Genomic DNA, 16327 nt, shown 5'->3' with positions numbered 1-16327 from the left:
TCTCCGGGGTGGGCGACTCCGGGGTGGTCGCGCCGGGCAGCGGCCAGCGGAAGGGCCAGGCGAAGTAGGCGCCGGAGGGTATGTCGACGGGATCGACGGGCAGTTCGAGGGGGCCGGCCGGCCCGTCGAGGCGGAACCGGACGCCGCTGTGCGCCGCCAGGGTCTCCCCGCCGGGCTGGTGCGTGTTGACGAACAGCATCCCGGACACCCCGTCGGTGCGCACGGCCCAGCGCAGTGTCTCCCGGTCGTCGAGGCCTCGCGGGCCGTCGGCGGGTTCGACGAGTCCCATCGGGGCCAGTCGCTCGCCCGCGGCCGCGAGCAGCTGGTGCTGCTGGCGGAGCAGCCGGTAGGTGGGGCGGACCTGCCCGTACTCCCCGAGCGGGGCCTGGAAGTCGTAGCTGACGACCGGCAGGTCGTTGGGGTAGCCGGTGGCGATCGACTCCTGCGTGGTGGTCGCGGCGTCGGTGACGTGGGAACCGCCCTGGTACATGTAGTAGCCCTGCCAGGTCGATCCGGAACCGATCTTGGTGAGCGCCAGCGCGGCCACGTCGTCCGGCGGGGCGAGGGGCCGGCGGTGGTACGTCACCTGGATGCCGCCGCCGAGCTCGCACGTCGCGTACGGGTAGCGGTCGAGGTCCGGCCCCGCGTTCGTGCTGGGCAGGCGGCGCAGGTCGGCGCCGACGGTGTGGTCGTCGCGCAGGGCCGTGAAGAAGAAGTGCCGCCTGTTGTGCCGGGCCCATCCCGGATGGGCGTCGTCCCAGGGCGCCTCGGGATACCCCGCGTAGAGGGGGAGGAACTCGTCGGCGGGCAGGTCCGCGCCTCCCCAGGCCGTCGCGGTCCAGAGCGGCGGGGTGATCCCGGCCTCCTGGGCCATCCGCTTGAGCGTGCGCAGGTGTTCGGGCTGGTCGTACAGCTCGTTCTCGATCTGGACGGCGACGATCGGCCCGCCCTGCGCGTGGTGGAGCCCGTCGAGCTCCGCGCCGATCCGCGCGTAGTAGGGCCGGACGAGGTCGAGGTAGGCCGGGTCGTCGGTGCGGGTGCGGGTGCCCGAGTGCTGGACCCAGTCCGGGAAGCCGCCGAAACGGGCCTCGCCGTGAGCCCAGGGGCCGATCCGCACCACCGCGTCCAGGCCGCACTCCGCGGCCGTCTCGACGAACGCACGGAGGTCGCGGTTGCCGTCGAACCGGAACGCACCGCGGTGTTCCTCGTGGTGGTGCCAGAACAGGTAGGTCGCGACGACGTCGATCCCCCCGGCCCGCATGGTGAGCAGCTGCTCGCGCCAGCCGGCCCGGGGGTAGCGGGTGAAGTGCATCTCGCCCATGACGGGAAGCCAGGGACGTCCGCCACGCACCAGGTGGGTGCTGGTGGCGACGATCCGATCCGGCCGCCCTTCGGGCTCGCCCATCCTCAGATGGCCGCTGAGCGGCTCCAGGGGCGGGCGGAGAGTCAACTGGTACACCATCGGCCTCCTTGCCTCGGCGCCGGGCCAGGTCGGCCTGTCCGGCAGGCCGGCGTCCTCGATGGACGCAAGTTAAATCATAATTTCTGAATAGTGAAGCCCCGTGCGGTGCCGAGCGAGCCGCACCCTCCCCTCTTGGCACCCCGCAATAATTAATATTTAATCTGCTGCGTCGTTGCCACCGGCCCCCCAGGAGTCCTCCCGTGCCTGCCGCACCTCCGTCCCCCGCGCCTCGTCTGGCCGGCCGTTGCGCGGTCGTCACCGGCGCGGCCTCCGGCATCGGCGCCGCCACGGCTCGCCGACTCGCCGCCGAAGGGGCCGGCGTCCTCGTCGCCGACATCGACGAGGAGTCGGGCACGGAGGTCGCCACGGCCATCCGCGCGGCCGGCGGCAACGCGCGATTCCAGCACTGCGACGTGTCGGACGAAGCATCCTGGGCCGCCGCCGCGCACGCCGCCAGGTCAGCCTTCGGGCCCGTTCACGCCCTGGTCGGCAACGCCTACACCGTCCGCGTCGCGCCCGCGCACCGGACCAGCGCGGAGGAATGGAACCGGCAACTCGCCGTGAGCCTCACCGGGTCGTTCCTGGGCGCACGCGCCTGCCTCGACGACCTGGTGTCGACGCGCGGCAGTGTGGTGCTGGTCTCCTCGGTGCACGCCCTGGTGGGACTGCCCGGCCGGCCGGCGTACGCCGCGGCGAAGGCCGGACTGACCGGACTGGCACGCCAGTTGGCCGTCGAGTACGGCGACCGCGTCAGGGTGAACAGCGTGCTGCCGGGCCCGGTCCTGACCCGGGCCTGGGACGGCGTCGACGAGGAGGACCGCCGGGCGACGGCCCGGGAGACAGCCGTGGGCCGCCTCGGCACCCCCGAGGAGGTGGCCGCGGCGATCGCCTTCCTGCTCAGTGACGACGCCTCGTTCGTGACCGGAACCTCGCTCGTGGTGGACGGCGGCTGGAGCGTGCTCAAGAACTCCTCGTGAGCCCCGGCCGAACAGCCGCCCTCCGATCCGCCCCACCCGCTCCTGGAGTCACCCCGTGAAGATCACTCGTGTGGAGACGTTCGCCGTCCCGCCCCGTTGGCTGTTCTGCCGTGTGGAAACCGACGAGGGCGTCGTGGGCTGGGGCGAACCCGTCGTGGAGGGGCGGGCCGCGACGGTCCGCACGGCCGTCCACGAACTCGCCGAACTCCTCGTCGGCCGGGACCCCCTGCGGATCGAGGACCACTGGCAGGTGATGACGAAGGGCTCGTTCTACCGGGGCGGCCCCGTTCTCTCCAGTGCCGTCGCCGGCCTCGACCAGGCGCTGTGGGACATCGCGGGCAAGGCGCTTGGAGTGCCGATCCACGTGCTGCTCGGCGGCCCCGTGCGGGAACGCGTGCGCGCCTACAGCTGGATCGGCGGTGACGAACCGGCCGACATCGCCGACGCCGTCCGGGCGCAGGTGGAAGCGGGCTTCACCGCCGTCAAGATGAACGCCTGCGGGCGGATGAACAGAATGGCCACCGCCGCCGACGTCGCCGACGTCGTCGAACGGGCCACCGCCGCACGGGAGGCGCTGGGCCCGGAACGCGACTTCGCACTCGACTTCCACGGCCGCTTCAGCGTCGCGAACGCGCGCCGTGTCCTGCCGCACCTCGCACCGCTGCACCCCCTGTTCGTCGAGGAACCGGTCCTCCCCGAGTACGCGCACCGGCTGGACGAGGTGGTCGCGGCGTCACCGGTCCCGATCGCCACGGGTGAGCGGCTCTACTCACGCACCGACGCGCTGCCCGCGCTGGAAGCGGGCGTCGCCGTCCTGCAACCCGACCTGTCGCACGCCGGAGGCATCTCCGAGGTACGGCGACTGGCCTCGCTGGCGGAGACCTTCGACGTGCTGATCGCCCCGCACTGCCCGCTGGGTCCCGTCTCGTTGGCCGCGAGCCTGCAGGTGGCCTTCAGCACGCCGAACTTCCTCATCCAGGAACAGAGCATCGGCATCCACTACAACAGGGGGGCCGAAGTCCTGGACTACGTCGTCGACCCCGACGTGTTCCGGTTCGACGAAGGCCACCTCCGGCGCCCGCTCGGCCCGGGCCTCGGCATCGAGGTCGACGAGCGGGAGGTACGCCGCGCCGACGGCAGCGCGCCGGACTGGCACAACCCCGTGTGGCGGCACCCCGACGGCTCGTTCGCCGAATGGTGACCCTCCGCCCCTCGCCCGCCCGGTTCCCCCGACGAGTAACTCCACGGAGCACAGCACATGCCGGACCACAGTGACTTCGCACGGATCCTGCGCCACGACCGCCTGGTCGCCATCGTGCGCGGCGGCGACCAGGCGGCGGCGCTGCGCAGCGTCGTGACCCTCGCGGAGGAGGGCGTGCGGCTCGTCGAGGTCTCGCTCACCACGCCGAGGGCCGTCGACGTCATCGCACGGGCGATACGCGAGACGGGCACGGCCGCGGCCATCGGGGCCGGGACGGTCGTCACCCGGGAGGACGCGCTGCGCGCGCGGGACGCGGGGGCGTCCTGGATGGTGACGCCCGCGCTGGGCGGGGGCCTCGAACAGGCCGTCGCCCTGGGCGTGCCGGTACTGGCGGGGGCGCTGACGCCGACCGAGGCGGTGACGGCCATGCGGGCGGGCGCCCACGCGGTCAAACTGTTCCCCGCCTCCCTGGGCGGCCCCGGCTATCTGCGGGCACTGCGCGATCCACTGCCCGACGTGCCGTTCGTGCCGGTGGGGGGCGTGGACGCCGAGCTCGCACCGGCGTACTTCGCGGCCGGCGCCGTCGCGATCGGCGTGGGCTCCCCCCTGCTCGGCGACGCCGCCGACGGCGGGGACCCGGCCGCGCTGCGGGACCGCGCCCGGGTGTTCCGCGCACTGTGCCAGGCGGGAGGGCAGGCGTGAGCGCCCAACCCGTCGAGGTGCTGACCTTCGGCGAGACCATGCTCTCGCTGCGACTCGAAGGCCCCCTGACGGTGGGCAGTCCGGTCCACCCCACCGTGGCCGGGGCCGAGTCCAACGTGGCCGTGGGGCTCACCCGCCTCGGGCACCGCGTGCGCTGGGCCGGCCGGGTCGGCGCCGACGAACCGGGCCGCATGGTGCTGCGGACGCTGCGCGGCGAGGGCGTGGACGTGGCACACGCCACCACGGACCACGACGCGCCCACCGGAGCCATGCTGCGCGAACGGCGCGTCGCCGACCTGAACCGCGTGCACTACTGGCGCGCCGGCTCGGCCGCGTCCCGCCTGCGTCCCGAACACGTCAAGCCGGCGCTCGACGCGGGCGCGCGGGTCCTCCACCTCACCGGCATCACCTGCGCCCTGGGCACCGGGCCGCTGGCCACCGTGCGCGCGGCGGCCGAACACGCCGCGGAGCACGGCTGGATCGTGACCCTCGACGTCAACCACCGCACCCGCCTGTGGAGCCCGGAGCGGGCCACCGCCGCCCTGCGGCCGCTGCTGCCGTGGGTCGACGTGGTGATCGCCTCGGACGACGAACTGCCGCTGGTCGCGGGCGAGGACGACACCGACGAGGCCGAGCGGGCGGCGCGCCTGCTCCGGGCCGGCGTACGGGAGGTGGTCGTCAAACGAGGCGCCCAGGGGGCCGACCTCCATCTCCCGGGCCGGCGTCCGCTGCGCGTCCCGGCCCACCCGGTGCCCGTGACGGACACGGTGGGCGCGGGTGACGCGTTCAGCGCCGGCTACCTCTCCGCCCTGCTCGACGGCCTGGCTCCCGAGGAACGGCTCCCGCGCGCCACCCGCACGGCCGCGTTCGCCGTGGCCACCGCGGGCGACTGGGAAGGGCTGCCGCACCGGGACGAGCTCCCGTTCCTCGACTCGGCGCCCGGAGCCGCTCTGCGATGAGCCACGGCCCCGGCGCACCGGTCCACGCCCGCTTCACCGACCACCGACCACCGACCACCGCGAAAGGCTCCTCATGACCGTATACGCTCCGCCGGACGTCGGGCCGTTCCGCCCCCTCACCACGGACCGCCTGCAACTCGGCGAAGGGGCCCGGACGTTGCCCGACGGCACCGTGGTGCTGGTGGACATCCTCACCGGCCGACTGCTGCGGCTGCCGACCGGTCCCGGCGGCGAGCTGACCCCACTGGCCCGGCTGCCCGATCCGCTCGGCGCGGTCGCTCCCCTGGCACTCGCCGGCGACCGGACGGGATGGCTCGCGGCCACCGGCCTGGGCTTCGCGGTGCTCGACCCGAACGGCCGGGTCGTCAGGAGCATCCCGTTGCCGCGCCGGCCGGGCGGCCCACAGCGCATGAACGACGCCACGTGCGACGCGTCCGGGCGCATGTGGGCCGGCACCATGGCCTACGACGCCAGCCCGGGGGCGGGCGCCCTGCACCTGCTGGACGTCGACGGCACCGTGACCACCGTGCTGGACGGCCTGACGATCCCCAACGGCCCGGTCATCAGCCCGGACGGGCACACCCTCTACCTGGCGGACAGCGCCCTCGGCACGGTCGAGGCGTTCACCGTCGACCACGGCACCGCCCGACTGTCCGCCCGCCGCCCGCTGTTCCGCGTCGACCCCGACGAGGGCGGTCCCGACGGCATGACCGTCGACGGGGACGGCTGCGTCTGGTCGGCGATCTGGGGAGCCGGACAGGTCAGGAGATACGCCCCCGACGGGCGACTGCTGGGGATCGTGGAGGTGCCCGCCGTACAGCCCTCCAGCGTCTGCCTGACCGGTCACGCACTCGTCGTGACGACCGCCGCGCTCGGCCTGGCGGACCCGGGCCCGTACGACGGAGCGGTGCTCAGCGCCCCCTGCTCCACCATCGCACCGCCCGCGACGTACGGTTCCTCCGCGCTCGCGGACCCGAACGCCCGACAGGCGCGGACGCCGCCGAGCTGACGCCCCACCCCCGCCCACATATATTCATAATTAATGCCTACTGTTAGGCTGGCCCCACCCGACGCTCCGCACCCGGAGCAGTCGCCGCCCCGAGGAGAGACCCGCCATGGCGCCGTACACCGGCAGAGGAGTGCACGGGCAGGTCGTCCACCTCCTCGGTGTGCGCATCGTCGGCGGCGACGTTCCCGAGGGAGCCACCCTCGACATGCGCGCGCTCGGCGAGGAACTCGACGTGAGCCTCACCGTGATGCGCGAGTCCATGAAGGTCCTCGCCGGCAAGGGGCTGACGGACGCCCGCCAGAAGCGCGGAACCTTCGTCAGGGAGCGCAGGCACTGGAACCTGCTCGACGCGGACATCATCCGCTGGCAGGTCGAGAGCGGGGCCGGGCAGCGCCTCATGCGCGACCTCGCCGAGGTACGCGCCATCGTCGAGCCGGCCGCGGCCCACCGCGCCGCTCTCCACCGGACCGAGTACGACCTGCGCGACCTCGGGGCCGCACTCGACGCGATGGCGGAGGCGCACTCGCGGCCCTCCGCGGACGCCGCCGAGGCCGACGCGGCGTTCCACCGCGCCCTGCTCTCCGCCACCGGCAACGAGATGCTCGCACGGATGGACCTCCTCCTCGAACCCGGGCTGCGCGAACGCGACCGGGTCGTCCACTCCAGCGACCAGGCCAACGACCCCGTCCCCAGCCACCGGGCCGTCCTCGACGCGATCCGCGACCAGGACCCGCACCGCGCGGAGCTGACCATGCTCGACCTCCTCGCCAAGGCCAGCCACGACCTCGACAGGATCACCAACAGCGCCCCGCCCCCCGGCCACCCCTGACCGCCGCTGTCGCGGCCCGCGTCGGTCAGCCGCGTCACCGCTTCCAGGGTGAGGCGTTCCGTCGTGGTGACCGCGGGCGTCGTGGTCCTCGCCGCCGAAACAGTGCGCACTCGTCGTGCCGCCGAACGCGGGATGTCAGAATCCGATGGCCTCGCGCAGCAGCAGGACGGTGGCGCGCCCGGGGTGCGGCTCGGCGTTGAGGACGAGCAGACGGTTGACCGCGCTCGGCTGCCCGTAGACCGCCTGGGCGCGCGCGGTCTCCAGCGCGAGGGCGTGCTCCTCGATCCGGCGCAGCGCGGTGCTCAGGTCGGGTACCACCTTCTGCGCCCCGACGATCCAGATCGCCCGTGCGGCGCCTCCCGCGGAGGCGGGCAGTTGGCTGCCGCTGCCCGAGGCGATGACGAGCGAGCCGGTCTCGGTCACGGCAGCGACGCTGGCGACGAAGACGTCCGGGGTGGCCACCAGCAGGCGGATCCGGTCGGACTCGGTGGCGCGGTCCATCTTCAGCACGCGCGGCCGGATGGCCTGGTAGCGGTCGCCCTCCTCGATGTCCCGCACGATGCCGGAGAGCCGGAGCGTCTCGCTGGCCCCGGTGAACACGCCCGCGCCCTCCGGTATCAGTTCCCTGACGCGGGCGCGGGCCGCCGCCGCGTCGTCGAGCAGTTCGGCGGTGAAGCCGTTCCCCCGGAGCGCCGCGACCGCCCGGTCCAGCCGCTCGGCGGACGCCGGTGCGCCGAAGTCGTCGGCCGCGCCCGTGGCCTCACCGGAACCCTGCGACACGGCGTCGGGGCCGGGCGCGGCACCCCGCAACGGGGTCATGTCGACGTACCTGACCTCGTAGACCCGCTCGGCGAACTTCCAACCCTCCGGCGTCCGCTGGTAGTTGTCGTGGTAGATGGCGAAGTTCAGGCCCGAGCGGCCGTCGAGCACCCGCCCGACCTCCTGCATGTAGGTGCGGCCGGTGGCCGTGTCGCCGTCGAGACGGATCGTGCCCGGGTGGCTGTTCTGCACGAAGAAGTCCCACTGGGCCTGGAGGCGTTCGCCTCCGGTCCGGATCTCCTCGCGGCCGACGAACTCGACCGGGATGTTCGGCATGCGCAGCACGCCTTCGGGGGTGAACAGCGCGGCGAGGCGGGCGCGGTCGCGCATCATCGCCGCGTCGGTGAACTCGCCGCGCAGCGCCTCGATCTCGACGCGGTCGGCGATCTCCTGGAAGTCGTTCATGTTCGGCGTCCCGTCCTGTGGCTGCTGTGTCCTCTTCACCCCGTCCGACAACGCGGCCGCGCCGAATGTGAGGCGGGCCGCCGACCTCACATTCCGGCGCCGTGATGTGTCGTAATGGACAGGGACCGCGAACCAGGGAGCCGGAGAGCGTATGACCACCCCGTGGGAACAGTCACAGCGGCAGGCGGCGGAGCGGCAGGACCCGGGCCTGGGCGTGATCATGAGCGAGCGGCGACAGTTGCTCAATCTCGCGTACCGGCTGCTCGGCTCCCTGGCCGACGCGGAGGACGCCGTCCAGGAGACCTACACCCGCTGGTACGCGATGTCGCGCGCGCGGCAGGAGGCCGTCGAGTCCCCGGGCGCCTGGCTGACGACGGTGGCCAGCCGTATCTGTCTGAACCTGCTCGGCTCGGCGCGCAGTCGGCGGGAGACCTACGTCGGGGAGTGGATCCCGGAGCCGCTGCCCGACCCGGCCGAGTGGATCGCCGGGGCGGCGGGCGGCGTCGGCGGGGACCCGGCCGACCGGATCACCCTCGACGAGTCGGTGAGCATGGCCTTCCTGGTCGTGTTCGAGTCGTTGACCCCGGCCGAGCGCGTCGCGTTCGTGCTGCACGACATCTTCCGCTACCCGTTCGCCGAGGTGGCCGAGATCGTCGGCCGCAGCCCGGGGGCGTGCCGTCAGCTGGCGTCCTCGGCCCGCCGCCGCATCGCCGCGCGGGCGGAGACGAGACCGGACGCGGCCCGGCAGGCGAGCGTCGTCCGGAAGTTCAAAGCGGCCTGGGAGGCGCAGGACATCAAGGCCCTGCTCGACCTGCTCGACCCGGGCGCCACCGCGATCTCCGACGGTGGTGGCCGCGCCATCGCCCACCTGCTGCCGATCGAGGGCGCGGAGCGGATCGCCCACCTCTATCTCACGATCGCCCGGCTCGCGCCGCCCCGGACGATCCTCGAACGCACCGTCAACGGGCTGCCTGGCCTGGTGATCGAGTCGGAGGGCCGGATCGACACGGTGTTCGCTTTCGAGGTCGCCGAGGATGACCGGATCACGCACGTCTGGGCGGTGCGCAACCCGGACAAGCTCCAGCCGTGGCAGCCGTCCTGGGGCGCTAGCGGGTAGCGAGCCGCTCCAGCAGGGCGGCGCTCCGGGCCAGCAACGACCGTTCCTCATCCGTGAGTTCGGCCTCGATGGCCTGGGCGAGCCAGCCGGCTCTGCGGCCGCGCTCCGCTTCGAGCGCGGTCCGGCCCGCGGCCGACAGTTCGACCAGCGACTTGCGGCCGTCCGTGGGGTGCGCCCGGCGCGTGACCAGGTTCTGTTCCATGAGCAGCCCCACCGCCCGGGCCATCGACTGGGGACGTACGCGCTGGTCGGTGGCGAGGTCGCTGGTGGTCATGGCGCCGTTGCGGTCGAGTGCGCCGAGCACGGCGACCTGGCCCAGCGGGATGCGGTCCTCGTGTTTGACGCGTCGGGTGAGCTTGCCCATCGCGGTGCGCAGTTCGGCGGCGATGGCGGCGGCTTCCGGGGTGGGCATAGGGCACTTTACCCCGTTGGTCAGCATAGCTGCGCAGCTGAACTGCACAGCAAAACTGCGCAGCCAAACTGAGCAGCATTGCTGTAGAGTCTGGCTGCTGTCGGGCTCAGCGCCAGCGCTGTCGCAGCCGGGGCCACGGCACACGACAACGGGAAGGACCCCGCATGTCCGCAAAGGCAGTCGGAACCGTCGACGCCACCATCGAGTCCGTCACCGCCCGCCGGATCATCGACAGCCGGGGCAACCCCACCGTCGAGGTCGACGTCGTCCTGGCCGACGGATCCCTGGGGCGCGCGGCTGTCCCCTCGGGCGCCTCCACCGGTGCACGGGAGGCCGTGGAGCTGCGCGACGGGGACGCCACGCGCTGGCACGGCAAGGGCGTCGACCGCGCGGTGGCCCACGTCAACGGGGAGATCGCGGCGTCGGTGTGCGGCCGGGACGCGGCGGACCAGGCGGGTCTCGACGCCGGGCTGGTCACCCTCGACGGCACCGCCACGAAGTCCCGGCTCGGCGCCAACGCGATCCTCGGCGTCTCCCTCGCCGCCGCCAAGGCCGCCGCGGCGGCCCACCGCCAGCCCCTCTACCGCCACCTCGGCGGCGCCGAAGCCCGCCTCCTGCCGCTGCCGATGATGAACATCATCAACGGCGGCGCCCACGCCGACAATCCGCTGGACTTCCAGGAGTTCATGATCGCGCCCGTGGGCGCGGACACCTTCGCCGAGGCGGTCCGGATGGGCAGCGAGGTCTTCCACACCCTGCGCCGCGACCTGCTGGCCGCCGGGCACTCCACGGGCGTCGGCGACGAGGGGGGCTTCGCGCCCGCGCTGCGTACCGCCGAGGAGGCGCTCGACTTCGTGATGACCGCCGTCGAGCGCACCGGCTACCGCCCCGGCACGGACATCGGCCTGGTCATGGACCCGGCGTCGTCGGAGTTCTTCCGCGACGGGGTGTACGACTACGCGGGCGAAGGGGTGCGCCGCACCCCCTCCGAACACGCCGACCACCTGGCCGGGCTCGTCGACGCCTACCCGGTCGTCTCCATCGAGGACCCGATGGCGGAGGACGACCTGGACGGCTGGCGCGAGCTGACCGCCCGCGTCGGCGACCGCTGCCAGCTCACCGGCGACGACGTGTTCTGCACCAACGAGACGCTGCTGCGCGAGGGCATCCGCACCGGCGTCGGCAACTCGGTCCTGGTCAAGGTCAATCAGATCGGGACCCTGACCGAGGCGCTGGCCACGGTGGACACGGCCCACCAGGCGGGCTGGACGGTCGTCATGTCGCACCGCTCGGGCGAGACGGAGGACACCACCATCGCGGATCTGGCGGTGGCGACCGGCTGCGGTCAGATCAAGACCGGCTCGCTCTCCCGCTCCGACCGCACGGCGAAGTACAACCAACTGATTCGGATCGAGGAGGAGTTGGGTGCCTCGGCACGCTTCGCGGGCCGCTCGGCACTGCGTCGGGTGTGAACGGCGGACCCGTCGTCAGACGATGAGGGACGCGACGGCGACGAACCCCGCGACGACGGCCAGCAGCAGGCCGACGAGCACGCCGGTGACGACGCCGTTCCCCTCGCCCGGGGACAGTTCGATCCGCGTCGGCCTGACCGGGTCGTACCGGACCATGATCCCGCTGCCCACCCCGGAGGCCGCGTCGGGCGGATAGAGCCTGCCCGACGTGGACCTGACCTCCACCCGGGGTCCGCCGGGCGGCGTGAAGGCGACCACGAGGTAGAAGCGGGGGTCGCCGTCGGCGTCGTCCTCCTCGTCCACCCGGACGACCTCCGCCTCGATCCACCGTCCTCGCGACCTGAGGCGGTACTTGTCCCTCGCCCCCGCGAGGACGGCCACGGAGAGCCCGCCGAGCATGAGGACGAAGAACGCTCCGACGAGTTGTTCCCAACGCATGCCCGCAGGCTACGGCCTCACCGACGGTTCGGCTCCCCCGCGGTGACCGGTTGGTCGTTGTGGTGCGGGACATGCCAGGATGAGCGCCGTCGCGAGCTTGATCATTCCCGTCGGGGGGAGTTGCCGTGAATGTGTCGGAAGCCTACGACCGGCCGCCCTACCGCGTCGTGCGGCCGCCGGCGCCGCCCGCGTGGCGGGCGGGCGCGTGGGTGCTCGACGTGCTGCTGCCGTGGCGGCTCGCCCGGCGGATCTACGGGCCCTTCGGGATGTTCCGGTTCTCCGCGGCCGACGCCGTCGGGCTGGTCGGCCCCTACGGGCAGCCGGTCGCGGCCACGGTGGCGCAGCAGGCGGTCGACCCGCTGATCGAGCGGCTGCTGCTGCCCCGCACCCTGCTCGGACTCGGTGTGCTCGCGTTCTTCGTCGGGCTGTTCACCGGCGACGGCCTGCTCGATCCGGTCGAACAGGGTTTCACCAGCGGCCTGTTGATGCTCGGTACCGGGCCGGTGGCGCTGGTTCTGGCCTGCGGCCTGCTGGTCGGCCTGGCCAGGCCGGGCACCCGGCGGACGGTCGTCGGGCTGTGTGCCAGGCCGCTGACGACCGCGCTGATCACGGCCGGGTTCTTCGGGCTCTTCCTCTACTGGGCGGTCAACCACTTCGACTCCGCGACCGACGACCTCGGCGGGCTGCTCCTGCTGCTGGTCGTCGGGCCGTGGCTCACGGTCTTCTTCGGCTCGGTGCTCTACCTGGTCAACCGCAACGCGTTCGGCGTCGGCGGCCACCCGCTGGTGCGGCCGTTGGCCGTCGTCCCGCTGGTGTGGCTCACCGCGGTCGCGCAGCGCGTCCTCGTCGACTCCGTCGAGGGCTACCCGGGCGGGAGTCCGAACCCCTCCTACTGGGTGGCGCTGTTCGCCGCGCCGGTCGGCGTGACCGTCACCGCCGCCGTCGAGGTGGTGCTGCTCCGCCGCCGGCACGGGGTGGGCTTCCGGGGGCCGCTGGCCGGCTGGCGTCCCCCGGTGCCGCCCCGGCCACCGACACCGCCGGGACCGCCGGGACCGCCGGGACCGCCCCCACCCGTGCCGGGTTGGCGCGTCACTCCTTGATCGAGCCGGAGTTGGTGCCCCGGACGAAGTAGCGCTGGAAGCAGAAGAAGAGGATGGCGACCGGGATCGTGGACAGCGCCGCGGCGGCCAGCTTCAGCGGGTACAGGGTGCCGCTGCCGAGCCCGCCCGAGACCAGCCTGGCCAGACCGGTGGTCAGCGTCTCGTACTCGCTCGACTGGGTCGACACCAGGTAGTGGGTGAACTCGTTCCAGGAGCCCTGGAAGGACAGGACGGTCAGGGTGATGAGCGCCGGCCTGGCCATCGGCAGCACGATCGACCAGAAGATCCGGAAGGTGCCCGCGCCGTCGATCCTGGCCGCCTCCTCGACTTCCCGGGGTACGGACTCGAAGAACTGCTTCATGATGAAGATGCCGGCCGCGTCCACCAGCAGCGGCACGATCATGCCCGCGTAGGTGTCGAACATCCCGAAGGTGTTGAGCACCAGGAACTTGGGGATCAGCAGCACCACGCCCGGCACGGCCATGATCGAGAGCAGCAGCACGAACAGCAGTCGTCGGCCGACGAAGTCGAGCCTGGCCAGGGCGTAGCCCGCCATCGAGTCGAACAGCACCCGGCTGCAGGTGACCACGACCGTCACGACGGTCGAGTTGCCGAGCCAGCGCAGGAACGGCACGCTCGATGCGGAGTCGCTGAGCCCGAAGAGCCGTTCGTAGGCGGCCGTGGTGGGGGTGGTGGGCCACAGGGTGAGCGGGTTGGCGGCGGCGTCGGGCCCGGTCTTGAAGCTGGTCGCCAGTTGGATGGCGAACGGCAGCAGGTAGAGCATGGCCATGCCGATGACCACGACGTAGCCGATGACCCGCCAGGGCACGCCGAAACGCGGCAGCACCGGGGCCTCGGGCGTTGTGCGCGCCCGCTTCTTGGTGGCGGAGCTCATCGCGCGGACCTCCCGGAGCGCTCGCGCAGCAGCCAGCGTTGCACGCCGGTGCAGATCAGGATGATGGCGAAGAGGATGAAGGCGATGGCCGCGCCCTGCCCGAAGTCGGCGTCCTTGAAGCCGGACTGGTAGGAGAGGAAGGCCGGCGTGAGCGTGGTGTTGCCCGGCGCCCCCTGACCCATCACGTAGACCATGTCGAACACCTGCCAGCTGCCGATCAGGGCGAGCGTGAGCACCAGGAAGAGCACCGGGCGCAGGGCGGGCAGGATGACGTGGCGCAGCAGCTGCCGCCGGTTGACGCCGTCGAGGGCCGCGGCCTCCTCCAGCTCGCGCGGGATGTCCTGGAGCGCGGCCAGGAAGATCACCATGAACTGCCCCGAGGTGGTCCAGGTGGCGAGCAGGATCATGGTGCACATGGCCACCGAGGGCCCGGACAGCCACTCGAACCAGGAGAGGCCGAGGAAGCCGTGGTCGGCCAGGAGGCCGCTCGGATGGTCCGGGTCGACGATGCCGAGCGCGCCGAGCAGCACCCAGAGGACGCCTCGCGAGTCGGCGAACCAGTTGGGCCCGGTGATCCCGATCCAGGAGAGCAGCCGGTTGACGGTGCCGCTGCCCTGGAAGAGGAAGAGGAACACCGTGGAGACCGCGATGGTGCTGGTCACGGACGGGAAGTAGAAGACCGTCCGGAAGAGCGAACGGGCCTTGATCAGGCGCTGGTTGACGATCAGGGCCAGCGACAGCGACAGGATGGTCACCAACGGCACGAACAGCAGCACGTAGTAGGCGTTGTTCCGCAGCGAGGTGGTGAACAGCGTCCGGTCGAGGCCGTCGTCGACGAGCAGGTCGCGGTAGTTCTCCAGGCCGATGAACTCGGCCTTGCCGCCGGTGAACGGGTTGGACTGGCCGTTCCAGTCCAGCAGGCTCACCCACGCCGCCATCAGAACCGGTAGCAGCATGAAGAGGCCGAGCAGGACGACCGCGGGGCTGACGAACAGCCAGCCCACCAGGCCCTGTCGGCCCACCCGCCGGCGCCGGCCGGGCCGCGAGGCGGCCCGGCCGGTCGGTGGAGCGGGTCGGGAGACCGTCTGACTCACTGGTTTTCCTCGAGCGCCGCCTCGGCGTTGGTCTGGAGGTCGGCGAGGATCTCGGAGACGTCGGCGGTCCGCAGCGACTCGAGGTCGGTGTTGAACTGGCCGAGGACGCGGTCGAAGCCGGCGGCGGTCACCGGGCCCTGCACCCAGTCACCGGTGACGCCCCAGGCGGCCTCCTCCGGGTGGGCGGCCAGGTACTCCTCGGCGGCGCTCAGCCGGGACGGGATGGCGCCGAACGCCTCGCCCATGGCGATCTGCTGGTCGCCCTGGGTCAGGAAGCGGACCAGGTCGACGGCGGCGGCGCGGTGCGCGCTGTCCTGGGCGACGCCCCAGCAGTTGGTGTAGGCCAGGGTGCCGGGGCCGGCCGGGCCCTCGGGCATCGGCAGCACGGTGTACTCGACGTCCGGGTAGTCGGCCGCCATGGCGCCGGCCAGCCAGCCGCCCTCGACGGTCATCGCCGCGTCGCCCTTGCCGAACGCCTCGCCGCCCCAGCCGGCGTCCACGTCGGTGGTGAAGGCCATCACACCGTCGTCGAGCATGCCCTGGACGAACTGGAGGCCCTCGACGTTCTCCGGCGAGTCGGCGGTGACCTCGGTCTGGTCGGCGTTGGTGATCCAGCCGCCGGCCTCCGTCATGAAGGCGCCGATCCGCTGGTACTCGCTGCTGGTGACGAGGCCGGTGACGCCGTCGCCGGTGAGCTGCCCGGCGACGTCCGCCAGCTCCTCCCAGGTCCCGGGGTAGTCGTCCTCGGTGAGGCCGGCCTGCTCCCAGAGGGTGTCGTTGACGGCGAGGCCGAGGGCCGAGGTGTCCTTGGGCAGGCAGTACAGCTCGCCTTCGGTGGTGAAGGACTGGAGCAGCGCGGGCGAGAAGTCGTCGATGTCCTCGATCTCGGCGCCGTAGGGGTAGAGCGAGCCGCCCTGCGCGTAGTTGGCGAACTGGCTGGAGTCGACGTAGAAGACGTCCGGCGGGTTGCCGCCGGCGAACGACTGGCTCAGCTGCTGGTTCATGTCCTGCGCGACGTCGAGGTTGACGGTGTTGCCGGACTCCTCCTGGTACGCCTCGACGGCCGCGCGGACGGCGGCGGTCTCGGCGTCGCCCGAGGAGGCGATGAGGACGTTGAGCTCCTGGGGGCCGCTGCTCTCCTCCTGCTCGGTCTCGCCGTCGTCGAAGCCGGAGGAGCAGGCGGCGGCGGCGAGCAGGGTGGCGGCGCCGACCAGGGCTATCTGGCGGGTGGTTCTGCGGGTGGTCGAGTAGTGCTTCATCGCGTTCCTCTGGGAGATGTGCGGCTCGGCCTCAGGGGCCAGCTCAGATGGGCCACGGCGACCAGCCGGGCGGCGATCCCGAGCCGGCGGTGGTCGGAGGCGACCACGGTGTCGAGGAGGAAGGCGTGGGCCCCGCCGTCCCAGGCGACGTTGACGAACCCGACCAGCCGGCCGTCC

At 72.5% G+C, this 16327-nt stretch carries 17 protein-coding genes; 9 read left to right on the top strand and 8 right to left on the bottom strand.

Features of this window, described 5'->3' with window-relative positions; genetic code table 11:
* On the bottom strand, nt 1-1462 hold a 1462-nt coding region (locus E1283_RS14655; RefSeq protein WP_207930403.1), incomplete at its 3' end, for a beta-galactosidase.
* 200 nt (nt 1463-1662) lie between these two features.
* Here E1283_RS14655 and E1283_RS14650 point away from each other — a divergent pair.
* The 6 genes from E1283_RS14650 (at nt 1663) to E1283_RS14625 (ending at nt 7139) form a co-directional block, all read left to right on the top strand.
* Entirely contained in the window at nt 1663-2439 is a 777-nt protein-coding gene (locus E1283_RS14650; protein WP_132818466.1) for an SDR family NAD(P)-dependent oxidoreductase, read from the top strand.
* A 55-nt stretch (nt 2440-2494) separates the two neighbouring features.
* The gene (dgoD, locus tag E1283_RS14645) at nt 2495-3640 is read left to right on the top strand and encodes a galactonate dehydratase (RefSeq protein ID WP_132818465.1); all 1146 of its coding nucleotides are present in this window, start codon (nt 2495-2497) and stop codon (nt 3638-3640) included.
* A 57-nt stretch (nt 3641-3697) separates the two neighbouring features.
* Entirely contained in the window at nt 3698-4342 is a 645-nt protein-coding gene (locus tag E1283_RS14640; RefSeq protein WP_132818464.1) for a bifunctional 4-hydroxy-2-oxoglutarate aldolase/2-dehydro-3-deoxy-phosphogluconate aldolase, read from the top strand.
* Nucleotides 4339-5301, top strand: a complete 963-nt coding sequence (locus E1283_RS14635; protein WP_243744845.1) for a sugar kinase — start codon at nt 4339-4341, stop codon at nt 5299-5301. The genes E1283_RS14640 and E1283_RS14635 overlap by 4 nt, the downstream gene beginning before the upstream one ends.
* Nucleotides 5302-5374: 73 nt before the next feature.
* The gene (locus E1283_RS14630) at nt 5375-6310 is read left to right on the top strand and encodes an SMP-30/gluconolactonase/LRE family protein (RefSeq protein ID WP_132818463.1); all 936 of its coding nucleotides are present in this window, start codon (nt 5375-5377) and stop codon (nt 6308-6310) included.
* 106 nt (nt 6311-6416) lie between these two features.
* On the top strand, nt 6417-7139 hold the full coding sequence (locus E1283_RS14625) for a FadR/GntR family transcriptional regulator (protein WP_132818462.1): 723 nt from the start codon (nt 6417-6419) through the stop codon (nt 7137-7139).
* A 135-nt stretch (nt 7140-7274) separates the two neighbouring features.
* Here the strand turns inward: E1283_RS14625 and E1283_RS14620 are convergent, their stop codons facing one another.
* Nucleotides 7275-8363 (bottom strand): LUD domain-containing protein, encoded by a 1089-nt coding sequence (locus E1283_RS14620; protein WP_132818461.1) that lies wholly within the window; start codon nt 8361-8363, stop codon nt 7275-7277.
* Between the two features lie 151 nt (nt 8364-8514).
* Between E1283_RS14620 and sigJ the strand changes: the two genes are divergently transcribed.
* Nucleotides 8515-9480, top strand: a complete 966-nt coding sequence (sigJ, locus tag E1283_RS14615) for an RNA polymerase sigma factor SigJ (RefSeq protein ID WP_132818460.1) — start codon at nt 8515-8517, stop codon at nt 9478-9480.
* Here the strand turns inward: sigJ and E1283_RS14610 are convergent.
* Nucleotides 9470-9892 carry a MarR family winged helix-turn-helix transcriptional regulator gene (locus tag E1283_RS14610; RefSeq protein ID WP_132818459.1) on the bottom strand — a complete coding sequence of 141 codons (423 nt, stop codon included), beginning with the start codon at nt 9890-9892 and terminating at the stop codon, nt 9470-9472. The genes sigJ and E1283_RS14610 overlap by 11 nt on opposite strands.
* 164 nt (nt 9893-10056) lie before the next feature.
* Here E1283_RS14610 and eno point away from each other — a divergent pair, with 164 nt between their 5' ends.
* The gene (gene eno / locus E1283_RS14605) at nt 10057-11364 is read left to right on the top strand and encodes a phosphopyruvate hydratase (RefSeq protein WP_132818458.1); all 1308 of its coding nucleotides are present in this window, start codon (nt 10057-10059) and stop codon (nt 11362-11364) included.
* A 15-nt stretch (nt 11365-11379) separates the two neighbouring features.
* On the opposite strand, the gene E1283_RS14600 is transcribed toward eno, so the two are convergent.
* The gene (locus E1283_RS14600) at nt 11380-11802 is read right to left on the bottom strand and encodes a DUF3592 domain-containing protein (RefSeq protein ID WP_132818457.1); all 423 of its coding nucleotides are present in this window, start codon (nt 11800-11802) and stop codon (nt 11380-11382) included.
* 125 nt (nt 11803-11927) lie between these two features.
* Here E1283_RS14600 and E1283_RS38120 point away from each other — a divergent pair, with 125 nt between their 5' ends.
* A complete protein-coding gene (locus E1283_RS38120) occupies nt 11928-12902 on the top strand; it encodes a hypothetical protein (protein WP_207930402.1) in 975 nt (324 codons plus the stop codon).
* Here the strand turns inward: E1283_RS38120 and E1283_RS14585 are convergent.
* The 4 genes from E1283_RS14585 to E1283_RS14570 all read right to left on the bottom strand — a co-directional run.
* Nucleotides 12892-13797 carry a carbohydrate ABC transporter permease gene (locus E1283_RS14585; protein ID WP_132818455.1) on the bottom strand — a complete coding sequence of 302 codons (906 nt, stop codon included), beginning with the start codon at nt 13795-13797 and terminating at the stop codon, nt 12892-12894. The two genes, E1283_RS38120 and E1283_RS14585, sit on opposite strands and share 11 nt — an antisense overlap.
* On the bottom strand, nt 13794-14891 hold the full coding sequence (locus tag E1283_RS14580; protein ID WP_132818454.1) for a carbohydrate ABC transporter permease: 1098 nt from the start codon (nt 14889-14891) through the stop codon (nt 13794-13796). The genes E1283_RS14585 and E1283_RS14580 overlap by 4 nt, the downstream gene beginning before the upstream one ends.
* Entirely contained in the window at nt 14888-16150 is a 1263-nt protein-coding gene (locus E1283_RS14575; protein ID WP_132818453.1) for a sugar ABC transporter substrate-binding protein, read from the bottom strand. Before E1283_RS14575 ends, E1283_RS14580 begins: the two co-directional genes overlap by 4 nt.
* Nucleotides 16147-16327, bottom strand: a 181-nt coding sequence (locus tag E1283_RS14570; RefSeq protein ID WP_132818452.1) for a GNAT family N-acetyltransferase, incomplete at its 5' end; no start/stop codon positions are given. The genes E1283_RS14575 and E1283_RS14570, both read right to left, overlap by 4 nt.

It is taken from the genome of Streptomyces hainanensis, from assembly GCF_004348415.1.
In the GTDB taxonomy this organism is placed as follows: Bacteria; Actinomycetota; Actinomycetes; order Streptomycetales; family Streptomycetaceae; genus Streptomyces; species Streptomyces hainanensis.
The sequence above is the reverse complement of the archived record's forward strand: the minus strand, read 5'-3'. Positions and strand labels throughout refer to the sequence as shown.